This window comes from Paenibacillus koleovorans NBRC 103111 (assembly GCF_004000845.1).
GTDB lineage: Bacteria > Bacillota > Bacilli > Paenibacillales > NBRC-103111 > Paenibacillus_AA > Paenibacillus_AA koleovorans.
In genome coordinates this window covers 1-20,894 of sequence record NZ_BIMA01000096.1, presented here as the reverse complement: position 1 = coordinate 20,894, position 20,894 = coordinate 1, and the positions used below count along the sequence as shown (strand labels likewise).

The 20,894-nt window shown below is 55.4% G+C and carries 12 protein-coding genes; 8 read left to right on the top strand and 4 right to left on the bottom strand.

Annotation, left to right across the window (positions count from 1 at the left end):
* Positions 1–25 precede the first annotated feature (25 nt).
* A complete protein-coding gene (locus tag PKO02S_RS24365) occupies positions 26–3,469 on the bottom strand; it encodes an S-layer homology domain-containing protein (RefSeq protein ID WP_127587068.1) in 3,444 nt (1,147 codons plus the stop codon).
* Positions 3,470–3,681: 212 nt separating this feature from the next.
* Positions 3,682–4,764, bottom strand: coding sequence for a HEAT repeat domain-containing protein (locus tag PKO02S_RS24360; protein ID WP_164821657.1), 1,083 nt, complete (start codon positions 4,762–4,764; stop codon positions 3,682–3,684).
* Between the two features lie 290 nt (positions 4,765–5,054).
* Here PKO02S_RS24360 and PKO02S_RS24355 point away from each other — a divergent pair, with 290 nt between their 5' ends.
* From PKO02S_RS24355 to PKO02S_RS24325, 7 genes are all read left to right on the top strand, one after another.
* A complete protein-coding gene (locus PKO02S_RS24355) occupies positions 5,055–6,812 on the top strand; it encodes a sensor histidine kinase (RefSeq protein WP_164821656.1) in 1,758 nt (585 codons plus the stop codon).
* Entirely contained in the window at positions 6,805–8,412 is a 1,608-nt protein-coding gene (locus PKO02S_RS24350) for a response regulator transcription factor (protein WP_127587062.1), read from the top strand. Before PKO02S_RS24355 ends, PKO02S_RS24350 begins: the two co-directional genes overlap by 8 nt.
* Before the next feature lie 1,159 nt (positions 8,413–9,571).
* Entirely contained in the window at positions 9,572–10,489 is a 918-nt protein-coding gene (locus tag PKO02S_RS24345) for an ABC transporter permease (RefSeq protein WP_246067316.1), read from the top strand.
* 21 nt (positions 10,490–10,510) lie between these two features.
* Complete coding sequence (locus PKO02S_RS24340; RefSeq protein ID WP_127587060.1) at positions 10,511–11,521, top strand: carbohydrate ABC transporter permease; 1,011 nt, start codon at positions 10,511–10,513, stop codon at positions 11,519–11,521.
* A 62-nt stretch (positions 11,522–11,583) separates the two neighbouring features.
* Positions 11,584–13,143 carry an ABC transporter substrate-binding protein gene (locus PKO02S_RS24335; RefSeq protein WP_127587058.1) on the top strand — a complete coding sequence of 520 codons (1,560 nt, stop codon included), beginning with the start codon at positions 11,584–11,586 and terminating at the stop codon, positions 13,141–13,143.
* 100 nt (positions 13,144–13,243) lie between these two features.
* On the top strand, positions 13,244–15,130 hold the full coding sequence (locus PKO02S_RS24330) for a heparinase II/III family protein (protein WP_127587056.1): 1,887 nt from the start codon (positions 13,244–13,246) through the stop codon (positions 15,128–15,130).
* Between the two features lie 14 nt (positions 15,131–15,144).
* The gene (locus PKO02S_RS24325; RefSeq protein ID WP_127587054.1) at positions 15,145–17,331 is read left to right on the top strand and encodes a Sip1-related alpha-galactosidase; all 2,187 of its coding nucleotides are present in this window, start codon (positions 15,145–15,147) and stop codon (positions 17,329–17,331) included.
* Here PKO02S_RS24325 and PKO02S_RS24320 read toward each other — a convergent pair.
* Positions 17,320–18,264: a sugar phosphate isomerase/epimerase family protein gene (locus PKO02S_RS24320; RefSeq protein ID WP_127587052.1), complete on the bottom strand. Its 945-nt coding sequence runs from the start codon at positions 18,262–18,264 to the stop codon at positions 17,320–17,322. The genes PKO02S_RS24325 and PKO02S_RS24320 overlap by 12 nt on opposite strands.
* A gap of 22 nt (positions 18,265–18,286) precedes the next feature.
* Entirely contained in the window at positions 18,287–19,495 is a 1,209-nt protein-coding gene (locus tag PKO02S_RS24315) for a cupin domain-containing protein (RefSeq protein WP_127587050.1), read from the bottom strand.
* A gap of 172 nt (positions 19,496–19,667) precedes the next feature.
* Here PKO02S_RS24315 and PKO02S_RS24310 point away from each other — a divergent pair, with 172 nt between their 5' ends.
* Positions 19,668–20,543: an AraC family transcriptional regulator gene (locus PKO02S_RS24310; protein WP_164821655.1), complete on the top strand. Its 876-nt coding sequence runs from the start codon at positions 19,668–19,670 to the stop codon at positions 20,541–20,543.
* Positions 20,544–20,894 lie beyond the last annotated feature (351 nt).

The window sequence follows — 20,894 nt, the reverse complement described above, 5'->3', positions numbered from 1 at the left end:
CAAGGGCCTTCTTTCTCCGTTTATCTTACTTGTTGATCAAATTGGCTGCTTGCAGGAGGCGGCGTACGAGAGCGGCCGTTTCGGCGCGGGTCAGGTTAGCGGCTACGTCCAGCGTATCGCCCCGGCCGTTCATCAGGTTCAGGCTGATGGCGGCGGCTACGTTAGCTTGGGCCCAGCCGGCCACTTGGCTGCCGTCCGTGAATGGGGACAACAAGCGAGTGACTTCGGCAGCCGGCAGCTCGGTTTTCAGCTTCGCGATGCTTGCAGCGCGAGTCAGAACCGCAGTAGCTTCTTGACGGCTGATGTTCTGGTTCGGACGGAACCTGCCGTCTTCATACCCGTCGAACAGCTTGTAGTTCACTGCCGCTTGCACCGCTTCGGCGTACCATTCGGTTGCCGAGACGTCGGAGAAGGAACCGGCGTAAGCAGCGCCTTGGACCCCAAGACCGCGTGTTACGATTGCCGCAAATTCCGCTCTTGTAATGGCGGCGTCCGGACGGAATTCCGTCGCGGTTACGCCTTGAATGACAAGACGCGAGTTCATGTCGTTCACATCGGCGCGTGCCCAGTGCGTCTTCACATCATCCATCTCGCGAGGGTTATGAATGACGGAGTAAGTGCTGTTGGTCAAGCTGTTAATGGTGGCAACCTTTTTACCGTTTTTTTCGGTGACAAGGGTCGGTACATGGAACAGCTCTCCCTTGGCGGTCAGCACAACCCCGGTAGTGATGCTGCTCGGATCGATGTCGTCCGGGAGGCTGATGGTCCGTTCTACATAGCTATTGAACTGGTTGGCGTCAATGGAAGTCTGTCCATACGATGCCGTTACTTCGAAGTCAACCGGCTTGCCGATGAGCTCGTAGTTATTCGCCTTCGCATCCGCCTCGACCTTGGATGCGTTCTCCTCCGTTGTAACCGAAATCCGGATTTCGATCACGATGTCTTCCAGCTTGACGTTCGCTCCGACTTGAGCGGAGATGCTGTCGATGTTGATCTGGGAAGCCGGCAGCTTGTATGTGCCGCGATCCGTCACGATCTCGATCACCGCGTCATTCGATTCGAGCGACTTCACCAAAGCGCCGGTCAATTGACCGACTACAACCTGGCTGTCTCCGCTGAGTGGAAGAGTGAGCGTCTTGTTGCTGTCTTTTTCCATCTTTTCGATAACCTTCTGACTATCTACGACGATGGTGGATACTTTCTGGCCACCCACGGTATCTTCCTTCAAGGTTGCCAGTGTATCTTGCTTAACTCCGTCTACATACACTTCCACTTCTTTGATTGGATTCACAGGTGTTGTGATGACTGGATCGTTAGACGCCGCTGCATGAACAGTGACGTCTACGCGGGCTTGAAGGCCGCCGTGCTCAATGGTTATTTCGGCCTGACCCGCTCCAGCCGCTGTCACCAGTCCTTCAGCGCTCACCGAAGCGACAGTTGTATCGCTCGAGGTATACGTCACGCCTGAGGTAAGAGGCAACGTGCTTTCGTCAGAATACACAGCGGTTACTACCGTCTGGTGCGTTCCGCCGATTTCAAGCGAGTAGCTTGTGCTGTCCAAAGTAAGAGATGCCAAGATGATCGAGGAAACCGACACGGTTGCATGGGCTTGATGGCTTCCATATTCCGCTGTAATTACGGTCTGACCATCTGCGACTGCTGTCACTAGACCTTCACTGTTCACTGTGGCGACGTTTTGATCGCTTGAAGAAAATGTGACGCCAGTGGAAAGGACGGAGGTGCTTTCGTCAGAATAGATCGCTGTAACAACCGTTTGATGGGTTTGGCTGGGTTGCAGCGAGTAAGTGTCGTCGTCCAACACGATGCTTGATACAGTTACAGGTGCCTGGATACGTGCCGTATAGGTCACGTTGCCCGTAATTATAGCAGCTGCGAGTTCATCTCTCGTCAGCAGGGTTGTGCCCCCATCACTGCTCCAGCCCAAGAATGTATAGCCTGGATCCGTGGTTACGGTCGGGACTGCAATAGGGGAATTCCCGCTGTAAACCGTTTCGGTACCCGATCCGCTAAGCGTTCCGCCCGTTTGCGTCTGATAAGTTACCGTGAACGAAGGAATAGGGGTCCATACTGCGTAAAGCATCACGCTTTGATTCATGGTAATCGTGTCGCCTGCTACGTAAGAGGCTGATGTTGCAGCAGGGTCTGTGCTCCAGCCGGAGAATGTATACCCGGGTTTCGTCATACTCGTTACATTCCCATACACGGTAGCGGTTACTCCCGGCAAGTATCCGGTATTATCTACTGGCGGGAGACCAGCCATTGGGTCATTGCTGCTATATCCGATAGACGCCATCAGTCTGACTATATTGGCGGTCGTAACACTTGTGCCAAAAATATAACCGGAGCTGTCCGCTGCGATATCAAGACTGAAGACGGGTATAGAAGTAGTCGGGATAACTCTAGCTTTCGTCCAATCTTGCGATCCGCCGTTATAGCCCAATTTCATTGCACTTCCGTAAATAATGGGACCTCCGATGGAGACTATTTCAACGTTCATATTAATGGCGAGCACGTTGTCGAATTTATCGACACCAAGCCCATAAGCAATGAACGGGATCGGTGTGCCTGATTCATCCTTTGGCGAGACATCCTCCCACACGCTTCCACCGACGGGAAGTTTATGAATCTTACCATATCCCGTAGCAGGTGGAGTATAAGTAGGCATGTCGCTGACAAACAAATTTCCTTCGCCATCGACAACAATGTCAATTGGATAAGAGATTGCAGATGAACCTGGAACAGGTGTCCAAGTGCTCGATCCGCTCGGTAGCTGTAAAATCCGCGCCGGTGGAGGTGTCGGAGGTGCCGGCACGGTACTAGGGTTGATGCCATATCTGTTATTTTCAACCGCGTATACGGTTCCTTGACGATCTACCGCAACTCCATAAACAAACTTTAGCGGATCGCTAACGGCAAGGGTTATCCACGACTGTGTCCCGACAGGCAGCTTTTTTATTGTGCTAGATGGATTCGTTGTGTTTTCCGGGGAAAGAGTGCTGCTAGGGTTATCGGCTACATATACGTTGCCGGCGTTATCTACCGCAATGCCGACCGGATAATGGAAGTCGCCGTCGTAAGTAATATCCGTCTCCGTCTGCCCGTTGTTAGATATCTTCACCACTTTGCCAATATAAGTAGGTGTATCGGTTGGATTAACAGAAGTTTGAAATCCCTGATACATCGTGGCAAATATATTGTTGTCATTATCGATGTCTATGAACAATGGAGCATACACACCGGCCGTAACTGTCCCCGGTGTAACAGGCGGCGAATAATCCTTCCAGGTCAGATCTCCGGTGTAACCCGACTCAACGGGCGTAATCGGAGTATAGAGTCCGCCGGCATATGCGGTCCCGCTGCCTGTAGGCAGTAGTATAGCGAGTCCCCAAACAAAGCTCATTAGTACCGCGATCGCTCTTCTCGACGAGTGGCGTAGCAAAATTGACATGTTCTTCTCTCCTCTTGGCTGTCTAGTAACTTCTTGCGTTTACTATGAATCTGACTGCTATGTAATTTAGTGCATAGGAACTATTCTATCATTAAAAACTGAACAAACGCTGAAAAATGCACAAATATTAGAAAATTTTTAGGGAATTCCAGCCAAAAGAAAAAGAGTTCCCTGACAGGAAACTCTCTTTTATCGTGGGTATCATAGCTTCATCAAGCCCCGCAACACTTCTTGTACTTCTTCCCGCTGCCGCAGCTACAAGGCTCGTTTCGGCCTAGTTTCCCCCCCGTGGAGCCGGCTGTAGACGCCCCCTGCGCTTCGCTGGCCTTTGCCCAATTTTCCACTTCTTGCTGCCGAGCGATCAAGCGCTGCTCCTTAACTTCTATGTCGTGCCTATAAGAATCCAGCTCCGGCAGATCGATCTGATTCATCGTACAGTTGATAATAAGAGCTTCTTCCAGACTTAGATGCTTCCGATCATACCCTTGTTCAATTTGCCGTTGGATCAGGGGGATGCCATCCGCGGATAATAAGCTGCACAGCCCGTCCGCCAAACGAGTGGAGATGGTGGGATTGACTTCAGCAGGTAAAAAGGCCATCAGAGCGGACTCCGACTCGGAAAACTTCAAGTGGGCCAGAACCTCGCACGCGAAGAAGCGGAATAGCCAGTCAGCCTGCGGAAAGCGGATTGCAATTTCCTCAACCGCCTTGACGGACCCGATGCGAACGAGCGCCTTTACCGCATTCCCCGAGAGCAGGTCGCCTTCTTCTCCGAGAAATTCGATCAGAGGCGGTATCGCTTCCTCCAGTTTCCTCTCTCCGGCCAGCAAGGTTACGTAGGCCAGCTCGTACCCGCCGCTCCTGCGATTCAAGATCCCCATCACGGCATCTGGATCCAGGTCCTGTCGTTTGCCCAGCTCCATCGTGATCAAGAGTCCTTGGGAGTAAGGCATTTCGTTCACATACTTGCCTTGCGCTTTGCGGCATATCTCCTGGAGGGCGTCCCACAGGTCCGATGTGCTCGCGGTTACCAGGTGCTGCCGGAACTCGATCGTTTGCTGGAACGGTTCGAACAACAGGTTGAATTTCGGACGGAATGGTTCGAGAATCGACAGGTCGCTATTATAGATCAACATTTGCAGATGGTAATTGGTGTTGATAGAAATAGCAGGATTGTGCAAATAGTCAAACAGAACCTCCAGGGTGTCGGAAGTTTGGCGAAAGGACATCGCGTACAGGAGTGAAAGCTTCTCCAAAGACGTTCTCGACTGCATCTGCTGGAGCAAAAGCGGCATTAGTTCGGAATCCTGCAAAAAGCTCTTGTCAAAATATCGAAGCGCAGCGTTGCAAATGAGAGGGTCGGGATGAAGGATAAACGGTTTCACTTGAGCTGGGCTTAGCATGGACTCACCCTTTGCTATTATCATTCTGGTTATACTATACCATGTCGATTCCGGAACGGGAACGGCCCCATATTGGCACAACCGGAACTCCGTGTTATGATCATATCTAACTTCAAGAGGTGCTTGCGAAACGCAGGGGCACCTTCTTTTTGTATCCTTAAGGCGAAACGGGTGACCCTATGATGAAAAAACCGACGCTCCGCCTCCGGCTGGTCCGCAGCTTTCTCCTGATCATCACGCCGCTGGCGCTATTCCTGGCCTATGAAAATTATTACGCGATTAAAGTCGTGCGGCAGGAGGTGTCGCGTTCGACGAGCCAAGTGCTGGCCATCCACATTGCGCAGATCGACCGGACGCTCGAGGAGATCACGCACAACCTGCTGCAGCAGATCGTCACGTCGGACTCGCAGCAGGCCTACCTCGCGATGAACACGCTGCCGGAGACGAACGGCGATTACACCCTCGCCAAGATTAAGATTCACAACGATCTCACGAACTGGAGCACCGCCTTCGAGAATTTCTACTCCTTCTTCGCCTACTCGCAAGAGAAGGACGATTTCATCTTCTCCCGCTCGTCTTACCGGGATACGTCCAACCTCAAGGTCATGCTGGGCGAGTACTTGCACCGGAAGGAAGCGGCCTTCGGGGAATGGACCGTGCTGCGCCAAGGCGAGGAGGGCTACATGGTCCGTGCGGCCCAGGCGAATAGCGGCGTCTCCATCGGCGCGGTGCTCCGGCTGGAGGATATCATCCGTCCGCTCCGCAGCCTCGACTTCGGCGATCGCTGGGAGGCGATCCTGCTCGATGCCGAGGACGGCCAGCCGCTGACCCATTCCACCCTGTCGAGCGAGATGATGACGGCGGCCAACCACAAGATCAAAGCGAACCCGCTCGCCTACCAAGTATTCGAGAATACCGAGGACGAAATCTCCTACTTGCTGGTTAGCACGTCGTTCCGACATGCGCCGCTGCGCCTGGCGGCCATGATTCCGGAGAAGTCGCTGCTCAAGCAGCTGCCTTTTTTCCAATACGTGATCTACCTCATTCCGATCGGAGCCATCATCCTGTTCTACTTCTACTCGCATTATTTGCGGCGGCTGTTGTTCGGCCCTATGAATTCCCTGATTCGAGGCATGCGGCGCGTGACCCAGGGCGATATGGAAATCGGCGTGAAGGAAGCGAGCACCGAGGAAATCAACTTCCTGATCACGACCTTCAACCACATGGTGACCCAGATCAGCCGCTTGAAGATCAACGTGTACGAGGAGATGCTAAAGGCGCAACAGTCGGAATTCAAACATTTGCAGGCGCAGATCAACCCGCATTTTTACCTCAATTCGCTGAACATCATTAACAGCCTGTCTACTCTCGGGGAAAATGAGCTGATCAAAAAAATAACGGAGCATCTCGCCGATTATTTCCGCTTCATCACGCGGTCGCATCGGGATACGATCCTGCTGGAGGAGGAGCTGCGGCATATCCGCAATTATTTGGAAATTCAGCTGGTGCGGTTTCCGGAGAAATTGTCGTATGAGATGGTCGTGGAGGAACTGCTCGCGAGGACGCCGATTTTGCCGCTGATGCTTCAGCCGTTTGTGGAAAATGCGGTCATCCATGGGATGGAAGAGGGCAGCATTCCGTTACACATCCAGATCACGGTGCGGTTCATTCCGGAGCGGCCGGAGCGGTTCGAGGTGCTGATTCGAGATAATGGCCGAGGCTTCCAGCCTGAGACGATGGCCAAATTCAACCGGAAGGAATTCGGCGACGGGACGGGGACGCATATGGGAGTCTGGAACGTGTTCCGGCGGATGCATATGGTGTTCGGGGACGAAGCGGAGGTTTCGTTTGGAAATGTAGAGCCCAAGGGGGCAGAGGTTCGGTTGATTTTGCCGGTTAGAGGAGCGCTGAACGAAGCGGGGGAGGAAGAAGATGTTTAAGCTGTTGATTGTCGACGACGAAATTTATGTGCTGCGCGCCATGCGGAAATCAGTCGATTTTGCGGCGCTGGGATTTGACGAGGTGCATCAGGCGATGGGGGCCAAAGAAGCGATGGCCTTACTGCAGGAGCATCCGATCGATCTGATTATTTGCGACATCGAGATGCCCGGCATCAATGGGCTGGAGCTGATTGAGTGGGTGGGCGACCGGTATCCCGGGGTGGAGACGATTTTCCTGACGGGTCATGCCGAGTTCGCCTATGCGAAAAAAGCAGTGCAGCTGGGCAGCTTCGAATATTTGCTCAAGCCGGTCAAACCCGAGGACTTGGCGGCGACGGTGACGAGAGCGCTGGACCAAATCCGCGAGGAGCGCAAAGCTGCGTCGTTGGTGGAGACGAGTCAGAAATACCGGACGTTGTGGGAGCGGCAGAAGTCGGTCGTGGTGGAAAAGTATTGGCAGAACTTGCTGGCGGGCCGATTAGCGCCTGCGCAAGAGAATTTGCAGGCGGTCAACTTGCCGCTCCGGCCGCAGTCTAAGATTTTGCCGATCCTGATCAGCGTCGAGCGGTGGCACAAGGAGTTCAGCCTACGCGACGAAGACACGCTGGAGTATGCTATCCGCAATGCGGCGGCCGAGCTGCTGCTGGGGGGATTCAAGGGCGACATCATCAAGGACGAGAACGGGATCCTCTTCGCCCTTGTGTACGAATCCGCGGATCGATCGCCGGATGCGGCCGCCTTGGAGGAAGCTTGCCGCGCCTATACGAACGCCTGCAGTCAGTATTTTTATTGCTCTGTTTCGTGTTACATCGGGCATGCCGTGCCGTTCGACGAGCTGATGGAGGTATACCACCGGTTGATCGAGCTGGAGCAAGAGAACTTGTCGAGCCCGCTCTCCGTGCAGCAGCTGGATGCGCCCAGTTCCACCGGGAGCAGGCAGAAGCATCCGCTCGCGATCCCTTGGTCGGACTGGGTGATTTTGTTCGAGACCGGCAACAAGGCGGAGCTGTTCAAGCGGCTCGATCAGCTGTTCGCGGACATGCAGGAAGCGCAGGCGGATACGGAGTCGGCCAGCGCTTTGTACCATGCCCTCGTCTACATGATCTACCACGTGGCGCATAAGAACGGCCTCTCCGTGAAGGAGTGGACCGGCTTGCGCGAGCGCAGCGGGGAGCTGACGGCCATTCGTTCGATCGCCCAGCTCAAGGCTTGGTCGGAGAAGTTGATCGAGACCGGGTCGCGGTACCTGGAGCAGCAGCGCCGGGAAAGCTCGATGCTGATCGAGAAGACGAAGCAGTTCGTCAAGACGCATCTGAAGGACGTCACCCGCGAGAAGGCGGCCAGCCACATTCACCTGAACTCGGCTTACTTGTCCCGGATCTTCAAGCGAGAGACCGGACAGTCGCTCATGGACTACATCATCCAGGTGAAGATGGACCGGGCGAAAATCCTACTGACCGAGACGAACTTGCGAATCGTCGACGTGTGCGAGGAGATCGGCTACGAGAACTACTCCCACTTCGGGCAAGTGTTCAAGAAAAAAGTCGGCATCGCACCGCTCGAGTTCCGCAAGCGATTCCAGAAGCTGAATCTCAGCTAGCCTGGTCTCGGGACCGTTGGGAAGCGGGTGCTTGTCGGTGGAGCGGCAGGGTAGGAGGCTGGCAAAGCAGCGGTAAAGTAAGACGGCTGAAACTGGAACAGGTTTGGAGTTATAGCGGGGGCTTGGCCATACGGCTGAGCCTTTTTTGTATGGCTGAGGGGAGGAGAAAAAATAAAGTGATGCCATAACGCTATTCGCCGAAAAACCGCGTGTCGAGCAAAAATAAGGTGATGCCGGAGCGCTATTTGCCTCGAGGTGGTTGGTTTAGGTTGTCCCGAGCCGGAATAAGATGATGCCATAACGTTATTTTCCGCCAAAGTGGCGGATTCCGCAAAATAAGGTGTTTTCACAGCGTTATTGTGCAGTAAAGAGCCTATATTACTTGGTGCGTCGCGCCACTTAAGTCAATAAGCGTCACTCCCAGCACAATTCTCGTAAACTCGCTAACCCATTGACACTTTACACCCACCAATTCCTGCCAATCCCCGCTATCCCCACCAATCCCAGCACAATCCCCGTAAACTCGCTAACCCATTGACACTTTACACCCGCCAATCCCGGCTATCCCCACCAATCCCAGCACAATCCCTACGCAGCCGCTCTCTCCTCCCCCCTTATCCCCATAATTCTCCTCCCAAATGCTCAAGCCTACCACCCCTACCAAGTAACCAATCTCTCTACTCCTCCCCCAACCAGAAAAAGTAGAACCGAGGAGGGCGGGCGGCTGGAGTGGAGAAGCGAAGCGGTCCCCTTTGTAGTCATGGCCCAACCTCCACCCCCATTCAATCAAGGGCCATGAGTACAACAGGGATCGGAACCCAGCCGTCTGCCCTCCCCCTGCACCAACTGAACTCAACGATCGGAACCCAGCCGTCTGCCCTCCCCCTGCACCAACTGAGCTCAACGATCAGAACCCAGCCGTCTGCCCTCCCTCTGCACCAACTGAACTCAACGATCAGAACCCAGCCGTCTGTCCTCCCCCTGCACTAACTGATCTCTCAGCACAAGGTTTTACTTTTCAAAACCAGTCACAAAAACAAGAATAGTGTCACGCCGCCCGATAGAGGCAATCGATGCGCCCCCGCTATACTGAGATCAGGAAATCGCGAAAGGTGTGACCGCAACGATGAACCTGACGACACCAAGACGACCGAACGTCATGGTCAAGTTCATACGCAACGTAAGGAAGGACAAGGCACTGCTGCTGCTGCTGCTGCCGGGCGTGCTGTATTTGATCCTCAACAACTACATGCCCATGTTCGGGCTGATGATTGCGTTCAAGAGCATCGACTACTCCAAAGGCATCTGGGGCAGCGATTGGGTAGGCTTCAAAAACTTCGAGTTTCTGTTTACGACGAGAGACGCATGGCTCATTACGCGAAACACGGTGCTGTACAATGCGGTTTTCATTGTGCTCCACCTGGTGGTGCCCGTCGCCTTCGCCATTGCGCTAAACGAGCTAAGGCTGCGACTGGCGGCTCGATTTTACCAAAGCGTCATGTTCCTGCCTTACTTTTTGTCCATGATCGTGGTCAGTTATCTCGGCTATTCGCTGCTGAACAGCGAGTATGGATTTATCAACAAGTCGGTGCTCGAGCCGCTCGGCTTCGATCCGGTGTCCTGGTACACCAAGTCGGAATTGTGGCCCTTCATCCTGCCGCTCGTGAATATCTGGAAGACAGTCGGCTACTACAGCATCGTCTATCTGGCGGCCGTCATCGGCATCGATAACGAGTACTACGAAGCGGCGTTGATCGACGGAGCAAGCAAATGGCAGCAAATCCGCCGCATCACCATCCCGCTGATCAAGCCGGTGCTCATTGTCATGACGCTGCTCCAAGTGGGCAAAATATTCAACGCCGACTTCGGCTTGTTCTATCAGGTCCCGCTGGATTCCGGAGCGCTGTTCCCAACGACGCAGGTCATCGACACATATGTGTACCGCGCGCTGCTGACACTAGGCGACATCGGCATGTCCTCGGCAGCCGGCCTGTATCAATCGTTCGTCGGCTTCATCCTGGTACTGACAACGAACTACATCGTCCGCAGAGTGGACAAAGAGAATGCTTTATTTTAGAAAAGGGGGCCCGCAACCGCAATGAACGAAGCTACATCCCGCACAACCAAGCAGGCTCCTGCTCCAGGCTCGCCGGTTTCAACCGCGGCAAGGCCCGCCCAGTCGGCCCCCGCACCTCGTAAACGATCCGCCCGACGCCGGGAAATCAACTCGATTCATCCCGTGACGGAGTTCTTGCTGCATCTGTTTTTCCTGCTCATCGCGGTGGCTTGCATCTTTCCGGTGCTCGTCGTGCTGGGCGTATCGCTTACCGATCAGGATACGATCTACCTGCATGGATACAACATCATACCGAGAGTGTTCAGCTGGTCCGCGTACGAATACTTGCTGCGCGACTGGCGGCCGATCGCCGATGCCTACATGATCTCGATCTTCGTTACCGTAGTAGGCACGATCATCGCGCTTACGGTTACGGCATTGGTCGCTTATCCGTTGTCCAGACAAGACTTCGCCTTCCGCAACTTCTTCTCGTTCTTCGTGTTCTTCACGATGATCTTCGGCGGCGGGCTTGTGCCTTGGTACCTGGTGTACACCAACTTCATCGACATCCGCGACACCTTGTGGGCCTTGATCGTCCCGAACCATCTGCTGAGCGCCTTCTATGTGATCATCATGCGGACGTTTTTCACGACGAGCATCCACCCGTCCATTCTGGAATCGGCTAAAATCGACGGGGCCAGCGAGCTGCGAATTTTTACTCGAATCGTCATCCCGTTATCGCTGCCGGTGCTCGCCACCATCGGGTTGTTCTACACGCTCAGCTACTGGAACGACTGGTTCAACAGCCTCGTGTTCATGAACAACGACAAGCTGATCAACCTGCAGTACATGATGTACAAGGCGATGCGCAACCTGCAGTACTTGAACAATTTCGCGGCGTTGGGCGGATTCGGCGATCAGACGGCGAAGCTGCCGAGTGAAACGGCCCGGATGGCGATGGCCATCATCGGCATGGGGCCGATCGTGCTGGCGTATCCGTTCTTCCAGAAATACTTTGTCAAGGGCTTGACGGTCGGCGCTGTAAAAGGATAGGCTTACTCCGGACCTAGATCCGGTCGAGCATAAGAAACGTACGATTGGGAGGGTTAACAAAAATGAAAAGCAACACAAGCAAACTCAGCGCGGCTCTGGGACTGGTCGTTACCGCCAGCCTCGTGCTCGGCGGCTGCTCCTCGAACTCGGGCAGCTCCGACAGCAGCAGCTCCCCGGCCCCTAGCGCCGGATCCTCGGCATCCGCATCGCCGACAGCGGCGAAGCTGGATCCCTACACGATCAAGATGTTCTTGCCGGGCGTCCCGCAGAAGGACCAAGAGCTCGTCAACGCCGAAATCAGCAAGTACCTGAAGGACAAAATCAACGTCACGCTCGATATGCAGGTCATTGACTGGGGTAGCTGGGCTGACAAAATGAACTTGAAGTACGCCTCCAACGAAGTGTTCGACATTACTTGGACGACGTCCTGGGACAACTGGGTAGGCAAAATCAACAACAAGTCGATCATCCAAATCGACGATCTGATGAAGAAGCATGCGTCAGAAGCGATGAAGATCATCGATCCGAAAGTATTGAACGGCATCAAATACAACGGTAAAACATACGGCATGCCGACCAACAAAGAGTTTGCCGCCAACAAAGGCTTCCTCGTCCGCCAGGATCTCGTGGACAAATATAAGTTCGACCTGAGCAAGGTGAAAAAGCCGGAAGACATGGAGCCGTTCTTCGATGTGATCAAGCAAAACGAGCCGGGCATGATTCCATTCCTGAGCGGCAAAACGAACGGTCTCCCGATTGCCTTGCAAGAAGGCAACTTCGTCTCGGCCGGCTCCAGCGCTACGAACTTGGGCGCGATGGACCGCAACACGAAGGATCTCAAGCTGATCGACACGTACAGCGATCCTCGCTACATGGACATCCTGAAGCTGGCCAACAAATGGTACAAAGCCGGCTATATCAACAAGGACGCGGCGACGCTGACCGACTTCGCAGGCACGTACCGCTCCGGCAAAGTATTCGCTTTCCCGGAAACGCTGAAGCCGGGCAAAGACGTCGAAGTATCGCAAGCAAGCGGCCTGAAATGGACGCAAATCGAATTCACGAAGCCGCTCATCACCACGAACAGCACGCTCGGCAACATGCTGTCGATCTCCCGTACGTCCAAAGATCCGGACAGGGTCATGATGTTCCTGAACCTGCTGTACACCGACAAGACGCTGGTGAACATGATCGCATTCGGCATCGAGGGCAAACACTTCGTGAAGAAGGATGCCAACACGGTCGACTTCCCGGCTGGCATGACAGCGCAGACGTCCGGTTACTCCCTGGGCGCTCCGTACATGTTCGGCAACCAGTTCAACGACTATCTGTGGGCGAACGAAGATCCGCAGAAATGGGATAAATTCCGCAAGTTCAATTCGGACGCGGATGAGGCGAAAGGGCTTGGGTTTATTTTCAACAGCGAGCCGGTCAAAAACGAAATCAGCGCTTACAACAACGCTTTGGCTGAATTTTATCCGGGTCTGATCACGGGTTCGCTCGATCCGGTGGAATATTTGCCGAAGATGGTTGAGAAGCTGAAGGCTTCCGGTATGGACAAAATCAATGCAGAGGTGCAAAAGCAACTCGACGAGTGGGTAGCGGCTAACGCTAAGAAATAAGAGCGGCCTATAAGAAACGGCTCCGATCCTGTCGGGGCCGTTCCTTCTTGGGGAGGAGAGTCACGATGGGGAAGTTGAAGCGCGGTAAGGAGGAAAGCTCATGGGGATGATTCAACAGGCGACGCTTATGCGGGAGTTGGCTGGGAGACGCGCGGAATTAAGGGATTGGCTGTTTCGGGAAGATCGGGAAGCGGTAAGAAATCGGATCCTGACGGAGTCTGCGTTTCGTCCGATTCTGGAGCAGCTGGCGGCTGAGGGCGATCGGTTTCTCGGGCAGCCTATTGTGGAGCTGCCTTGGACGTTATTCCGTCGAGTGTGGGAGGATGGCGTCCGCAAAACCTATGAGCCCGTCTATTTTGACAGGAGACAGCGGTTAACCGCACTGGGCCTGCTAAGCTGGCTGCAGCCCGAGCGGGACGATTACCGGGACGGCCTGCTGGATACGGTATGGGCGATCTGCGGGGAATTTTCCTGGTGCGTGCCGGTCCATTTCGATAGCCCGCCTGGGGTCGAGCCGGCTCGTTACTCAGTGCATGAGCGGGATGTGCCGGACATCGGGATCGGGATCGATCTGTTCGCGGCGGAGACGGCGTTCGCCTTGGCCGAAGTGATGGCGCTGACGGGGCATACTTGGCCGCAGACCGTCCGCAGCCGTGTGTACAGAGAGGTGTACCGCCGAGTTTTCACCCCGTTTCTGGGGGGCGAGTACTTCTGGGAGCATGTGCGCAACAATTGGGCGGCGGTGTGCGCCGGGTCGATCGGAGCGGCGGCCATCCACATGATGGAGGATGAGGAGGAGCTTGCGCTTGTTTTGGAAAAAGCGCTGCCGACGCTCGGTCTGTTTCTCGAGGGCTATGGGGACGACGGCGCTTGTTTGGAAGGGTACATGTATTGGGGGTACGGGTTTGGTTTCTACACTTATTTCGCCGAGCTGTTGGGCAGGAGAACCGGCGGGGCTCTGGACTTGCTCGCGAATCCTAAGGTCAAACAGCTGGCGCTGTTCCAACAGAAATGTTTCCTGAATGGCCGCAAGGTCGTCAATTTCTCCGATTCGCCGGCGGAGGCGGATGTGTACATTGGGCTGACGCATGAGATGGCGAGGCGGTTTCCGGACATGCATGTGCCTGCATATACGTTTCAAGACAAAGCGGTTTACGATCATTGCGGTCGTTGGGCGCCGGCTTTGCGTAACTTGATCTGGTTCGATCCGGGGATGCGGGGCGAGGGATGGGAGACCGGCTCCTCTTACTTGGCCGATGCTCAATGGATGGTGTCCCGGGTGAAGAAGCCGGAAGGCACGTTTTGCTTCGCCGCCAAAGGCGGGCACAACGACGAGCCGCATAACCATAATGATGTCGGACAATTCATCGTCATGGCAGGGGAAGATACGTTCCTGGCCGATATGGGGGCCGGTTTGTATACGAAGCCCTATTTTGCGCCGGCGACAAGGTATTCGTTCTTCTGCAACAGTGCTTTGGGGCATTCCGTACCGATTATTAAGGGTGTAAGCCAATCGGTAGGCTGGGCCAGCGGGGCGGTTGTGAAGCAGGCGGAAGTGACGCCGGGTTATGACCGGTTCGTGGTGGAGCTGCAGGAGGCGTACGAAGTTCCGGGGCTGCAGAGGCTGGAGCGAAGCTGGACATGGCGGAAGCAGCAGGATGGCGGAATGCCGTGGCTAGAGCTGGAGGATACGTTTGAGTTTGCGACGGATCAACGCGATGAAGTTGGCGCGGTTACGGAACGGTTCATTTGTCCGATGATGCCCGTGGTGGCGGAGGCGGGACGGGTTGAGCTTGTAGGCACGGAGTTCAAGCTATTGGTGCGCTATGATGCAGCGTTGATGGAGCCGGACGTGGAGACGCTGCCGTTTTTGAACCATTTTGGCAAAGAGGTGCTGTTCTATGCGTTGGATCTGAAGTATCGTGAGACTGAGGGCGAAAGGCTGCAACGACTGATCTTCGAATTTCATTTTGAACGACTGGAATAGGGGAGTGGGGCATCATGTTTAGCTGCAAGGATTCGACTATTACTGGCTCCGGCGGGGCGTCGGTGCTGGGACGGTTTGGCGTCACGGTTGTTTTGGAAGGGGAGGCGCCGGTCCGGCTTGCTTTTCTATCCGGCGAAGGGACGAGCGGGACTGACAAACACGGGGCGTTCGAGCAGCAAGTGCTGCATTACGGGGATGGAGCGGAAAAAGCGGCGGTGTCGGTAAGCTTGACACTGCGCTGCTACGCCGATATGGTACTGGGCTTCGTAAACGGACGGGTGCACAACGAGTATGTTTTCGGCAAGCGGAAGTCGTTCTCAGGGCTGCGGGGGATCGCGATTACGGTGGAGCGGATAGAGAACGTCCGAGGTTTGATGGCGATTCATCAGCATAACCAGTGGTGGAATCGGCCGCATTTTGACTTGGACCCGGAGAAGCTGCCGTCGCGCACCCTGTCTTTGTTATGGCGCACGGATACGAGCTATTACAGGCTGCTTCCGGTGACCGGGCCGGTGTTTCGGACGGACTTGGCAGGTGGGGAAGGAGCAGCGGGACAAGCGGAGGACGGCGCTCAAGAGCAGGGGTTCTCGATTGTTCTTAGCGTCTTTCAAGGTGGACTTCTGAGTCAGCAAGGATTGGCGTTTGTGCTCGGCTATGGGGACGACCCTTACGCGCTGGCGGATCGGACGACCGAAGCGGCTTTGCTGGAGCTGGACTATCCGGCACTACCGCGCTCGAGCAAGAAGTACCCGGAAGTGCTGGATTCGCTCGGCTGGTGCAGCTGGGACGCTTTTTATAAGAAGGTCGACGAGCAGGGAGTGCTGCAGAAGGCGGAAGAGTTCAACCGGCTCGGGCTGCCGGTCCGCTGGATGATGATCGACGACGGCTGGTCGACTACAGCGGATGGCAAGCTGCAAGCCTGGGACGCCGACAGCGGTAAATTCCCGCAGGGGCTTGCGCATACGGTTCGGCAGCTGAAGGAGCGGCATGGGGTGCGCTGGGTCGGGGTGTGGCATACGATCGTCGGGTACTGGGCGGGCGTTCACCCGGACAGCGAGATTGCGAGGTCGTTGAGTCGGTTTCTGTACAAGGCGGCCGACGGCAGCTTGCTGCCGTATCCCGATCCTGCTCTTGGCTTCGGGTTCTGGAACACTTGGCACGGCTATTTGAGTCGGCAGGGGATCGATTTCGTCAAAGTCGACAGCCAGGCTTCGATCAATAACTATTTGCAATACGAGCGCGCGGTTGGCGCATCGGCTTCGGCTGCGCATCAGGCGCTGGAGGCGTCGGTTGCTTTGCATTTCGACGGTGCGGTGATCAATTGCATGGGGATGGCGCCGGAAAATGTGTGGCATCGCCCACGGTCGGCCGTGTCGCGGAACAGCGACGACTTTTTCCCGAAGGTGCGGCATAGCTTCCGCGAGCACGCGCTGCAGAACGCTTACAACTCGTATTGGCACGGACCGTTCTATTGGGGAGACTGGGACATGTTCTGGTCCAGCAATCATGACGATGTGCAAAATGCGGTACTGCGCGCTGTAAGTGGAGGCCCGGTTTATGTCAGCGACCAAGTGGGGCGAACTAATGCGGAGGTGCTGAAGCCGCTTGCGTACAGCGATGGTCGGTTGCTGCGATGCGAGAAGCCGGCTTTGCCGACTGGAGATTGCCTGATGCAGGATCCGACGAGCGAGGCGGTTCCGTTGAAGCTATGGAATATGGCGGGGGCGGCTGGGATTGTGGCGGCTTTTCACATCGGAGCGGATGAGGTCGAGCGGGCAGGCGTTGTGTCGGCGGCGGATGTGCCCGGGTTGACGGAGGGGCGCGTGTTGCTCTACGAGTACTTCTCCAGGGAGTGCAGAGTGTTGGAGAAGGGGGAGACGTTCCCGTTCGTGCTGCGGCAGGAGCAGTCCAAGCTGTTCGTGCTCGTGCCTGTTAGGAGCGGTGGAGACGTGACTCCAGTAGGGTTGACGAACAAGTATGTCGCCTCGCACGCGGTATTGGAGCAGACGAGCCGGGGTGGTATGGAGGTCATCCGTTTGCGGGAAGGCGGCCGGTTTCTGTTTTACTCGGAGCAGCAGCCGATGCGCGTGGTTGCGAATGGGGTAGAACTGCAGGCCGATCCGATCGGGAGCGGGTTCTATGAAGTCGATTGCTCGGACCGGCTGCAGGAGGTATGGGTGGAGGTGGAATTAAGACAATAGCCACTGTTCCCGCTCGCGGAAGTATCGCGCGGATTGCTGGACCAGGTGCTCGAGCGTATCGGGATCGGGTTTGCCGTACATGGCCGGGTACGGATCCCCGCCCGGTCCGAGCGGCTCCGGCGTTACATAACGCCCGTCCGTGTTGTAACCTAACACATACAGCGCCATGATGATCGTGTCCAGATCCATCGAGCCTTCGCCTAATGCGCCGCGGTTGCTATCGGCCATATGCAGGTTGACGAGGCGGTCCCCGGCGTGAAGCAATGCTTCCCCGATATGGGACTCTTCGGCTTGCATATGATAGACGTCCGCGTTAACATGAGCGACACCCGGGTGGTCGACCGCTTCGATGTAGGCCATGGCATCCGCGATCGTGTGGACGAGGCTGACCTCGGCCGAGCGGATCGGCTCGATGGCGGCGCGGATGCGGTGGCGGACGAACAAGTCGGCGACGGAGCGAAGCGTCTCCACGCTGCGGTCCCATTCCATGGCGTCATAGGCATGCGGCCGGCCGACCGCGCCGGGAACGACCAGCATGTAACTGCCGCCTACTGCTTCGATGAACTCGGTTTCTCGTTTGATATAATCAATCGCGGCTTGGCGCTGAATGGCCCTGTTGCTGGACAGGTCGTTATCCGCCGAGAACATGCCGCAGACGCCGGCGACCTGAATGCCATGGTCCTCGAGAATGCGAAGGGTTTCGACCGGCTTGTAGCCCAAGTCCGGCCCGTAATGATTGCCATGCAGCTCGATGCAGGATATACCTGCGCGCTGCAAGCGGGCGGCCGTCGCCTGGAGAGGCTCCAGACCGAATCCCCAGTTGCTCCATGACAGACTCAGCCTTTGCTTGAGCCGCTCCGGGTGGCTTGCTTTCAGCTCCGCGAAGGCGGACCTGATTTTCTCATTTTTCAATTGATAGTTTTGTAAAGACATCGCTTACACCTCTCCCTATAGATTAAGCCCTCGGCATATTCGGATGATTCGGGCCAAAATGCTTCAAAAACACCATCGGCTCCCACTTGCTCCGATTCGTAATCTGAACCCCCTCCCGCGCGGCCGCCTCGCTGACGAAAAACTCATCCCCGCTCATTTGCCCGTAGCGAAGCATAAGGGCCGCTTCCGCTTCATGAACGCCAAACGAACCGTGGCCTTGAATCAGAATGGTGCCGTACGCCGCCGGATCTTTCACGACTACCGTTTGTCCCGGATGCACGGTCAGCTCCTTAGCGCCAAAATAATCGTTCCCATACGTAATCCATGTCTCCGAATAGCCGCCTTCAGGGTCTCCGTCTTCGCATGGAAGCGGCGGGCGAAAATACGTTTTCCGATAATGCGGGTCCACGTTCTTGTCCCAATCCATCAGGCTGAGAACGTAGTCGATGTTGCGCTGGCGATCCGCCGGGCAATTCTCCACCAGAAATTCATACGGATACACTTCGCCCCAGACGATGTTCTCATGTACCGAGTTCACGTCGCTATTCCATTGCGGCTCGTATGTCAAATACGAACCTGGAGCATGCACGACGCCCGGCGGCGTATACCAGCCCGTCCCGAGCTCGATGCGATAAGCACGAGACAGCTCCGTGATGCGATTGTCGCCGGCCTCGAAGCGGAGCAGACGCTCGCGCACCTCTTCGAGGGTTATATCCGGATCATAACCGAAATAAGTAACCGGGAACAAGCCCGGATGATTGTTCAGCTGCGGGGGAAAATAGTACGCCTCCGGCTTGCCCATCCGTCCTACAAGAGAAGCGGCGGCATCGCTCAGATGCAAGTGATGGAACAGCGGCGTCTCGTAGTCGAAAAACTTGGAGTACATCGGCCATGTCCCGTACTTGGCTTTCAGTTCCGTGCCGATTAAAGCCGATCCGAGCTCGTTCACGGCATCTCGCAGCGTGAACTTGATGCCGGCATCCTCGGTTGCCGCTACGTAGCTGAGCCCTTCATCCTCCGGGGCGAGCGGTCCGTTCATCGCCGTAATGACGGAGGAGAACCATCTTTCCTTGATCGAGCCGCGCTTCGTCCCGAGCGCATAATAATCGTCCGGATGCAGCCGGAGCCGCTTGCCTGCTTGGGCGAATCGGCGCGGGACGAACACCGGAGCCAGCCGGAAGATGCCTCGGCCTTGCTCGAACGTATCTTGTATTAGCTGTTTGGCGCCCATCGTTTCCTCATCCTCCTGTTGCTTCCTGCTAAAAGCATACTGGAGGGGGAGAAGCGGAGGAATGTATTTTCTTGTGGTTCCGTGGAAAAAGGTTTGGTTTCTTGTTCTCTTCTCGGAAATCGGCGGGCCTAATATAATGAAGGAAAGCTTTGGTCATCGGAGGAAAAGGCGAATGGTGCAAATTCCGTTCCAACAGAAGCCGGTCCGCATTTTCAAAAACAACAAGTCCCCTCTCTTGCATTATGCCGGGCAGATCAGCAACGATCCAACCTGGAGCTTCCCAAGCCACCAACACAATGACTTGACGGAAATCATCTACATAAGCGAAGGCGAAGGCAGCTTCATTATTGACGATCGCGGCTACACTGCACGCAAAGGGGACATTCTCATCTATAACCGCGGAGTGCTGCACGAGGAGCATTCGAACCCGGGGAACCCGCTCAAAACTTATTTTTGCGGGATTGGGCAGCTGCATTTTGCGGGGATGGAGGAAGGGTTTATCGTGCCACGGGGGCAAAGTCCAGTCATTCCGACCGGTCCGTACAGCCGCCAAGTGGAGGGAGAGCTGTCTACGATTTTCGAGGAAATTCAGTCGCAGGTGTACGGATTCGAGACGGTTTGCCAGAACATGCTGGTCAATCTGCTGATCTCGGTTAGGCGAATCTTGGACACCCGGCAGGATGCTGGAGATTTACCGGCGTCCGCTGAGCGCGAAGATTCGCTGAGCTTGAAAATCAAGACATTTCTCGATTCCAACTACACGAAGGATATTCCGCTTGCCGAGATTGCCAACCGCCTGTATATAAGCCCTTACTACTTGGGGCATCTGTTCAAGCAGGAAACCGGCTATTCGCCCAATAACTATATGATCCAGAGGCGGATCGGGGAGGCCCGGCAACTGCTGCTCACCACCGACCTCACCGTCCAGGAAATCGCCGAGCGCGTCGGCTACGACAACTCCAGCTACTTCAGCACACTTTTCAAAAAGGCGACGGGGCAATCGCCGAGCTCTTACAGGGATACGGCGAGGGGGAAGCTTGGCGGATGAAACAGTCCGCTGCGCCGAGCCGGAAAATTTGGTTATAATCCGATGCCCCTATTGACAAACTTTACCTGTCAGCCGTATGATTAGCACTATCTTGATTCAGAAAGGAGGCCGATGGGCCATGACCGGAATGATGAACCGCCGCTACGTCACTCAGCCGCTACAACCGAATATCATTGTCCATCGGCCTCTACGGGCCTGAGCAAAGAAAGAATTGATTCCTGAGTCCTCCCGCCTGGCGAGGAACCGAATAGGAATCCTTGATTTTAGCGTTGCAGGAAGACCGTAAGCGAAGGGGCTTGCGGTCTTTTTGCGTTTTCACTTTATTTATCCAAGAGAGGAACTTCACAAATT

What these genes read in the sequence shown, in the direction of transcription:
- PKO02S_RS24315 (WP_127587050.1), bottom strand. Translation starts at nt 19,495, where the DNA reads ATGGGCGCCAAACAGCTAATACAAGATACGTTCGAGCAAGGCCGAGGC.
- PKO02S_RS24330 (WP_127587056.1), top strand. Translation starts at nt 13,244, where the DNA reads ATGGGGATGATTCAACAGGCGACGCTTATGCGGGAGTTGGCTGGGAGA.
- PKO02S_RS24345 (WP_246067316.1), top strand. Translation starts at nt 9,572, where the DNA reads ATGGTCAAGTTCATACGCAACGTAAGGAAGGACAAGGCACTGCTGCTG.
- PKO02S_RS24350 (WP_127587062.1), top strand. Translation starts at nt 6,805, where the DNA reads ATGTTTAAGCTGTTGATTGTCGACGACGAAATTTATGTGCTGCGCGCC.
- PKO02S_RS24355 (WP_164821656.1), top strand. Translation starts at nt 5,055, where the DNA reads ATGAAAAAACCGACGCTCCGCCTCCGGCTGGTCCGCAGCTTTCTCCTG.
- PKO02S_RS24360 (WP_164821657.1), bottom strand. Translation starts at nt 4,764, where the DNA reads ATGCCGCTTTTGCTCCAGCAGATGCAGTCGAGAACGTCTTTGGAGAAG.
- PKO02S_RS24320 (WP_127587052.1), bottom strand. Translation starts at nt 18,264, where the DNA reads ATGTCTTTACAAAACTATCAATTGAAAAATGAGAAAATCAGGTCCGCC.
- PKO02S_RS24310 (WP_164821655.1), top strand. Translation starts at nt 19,668, where the DNA reads ATGGTGCAAATTCCGTTCCAACAGAAGCCGGTCCGCATTTTCAAAAAC.
- PKO02S_RS24335 (WP_127587058.1), top strand. Translation starts at nt 11,584, where the DNA reads ATGAAAAGCAACACAAGCAAACTCAGCGCGGCTCTGGGACTGGTCGTT.
- PKO02S_RS24340 (WP_127587060.1), top strand. Translation starts at nt 10,511, where the DNA reads ATGAACGAAGCTACATCCCGCACAACCAAGCAGGCTCCTGCTCCAGGC.
- PKO02S_RS24325 (WP_127587054.1), top strand. Translation starts at nt 15,145, where the DNA reads ATGTTTAGCTGCAAGGATTCGACTATTACTGGCTCCGGCGGGGCGTCG.
- PKO02S_RS24365 (WP_127587068.1), bottom strand. Translation starts at nt 3,469, where the DNA reads ATGTCAATTTTGCTACGCCACTCGTCGAGAAGAGCGATCGCGGTACTA.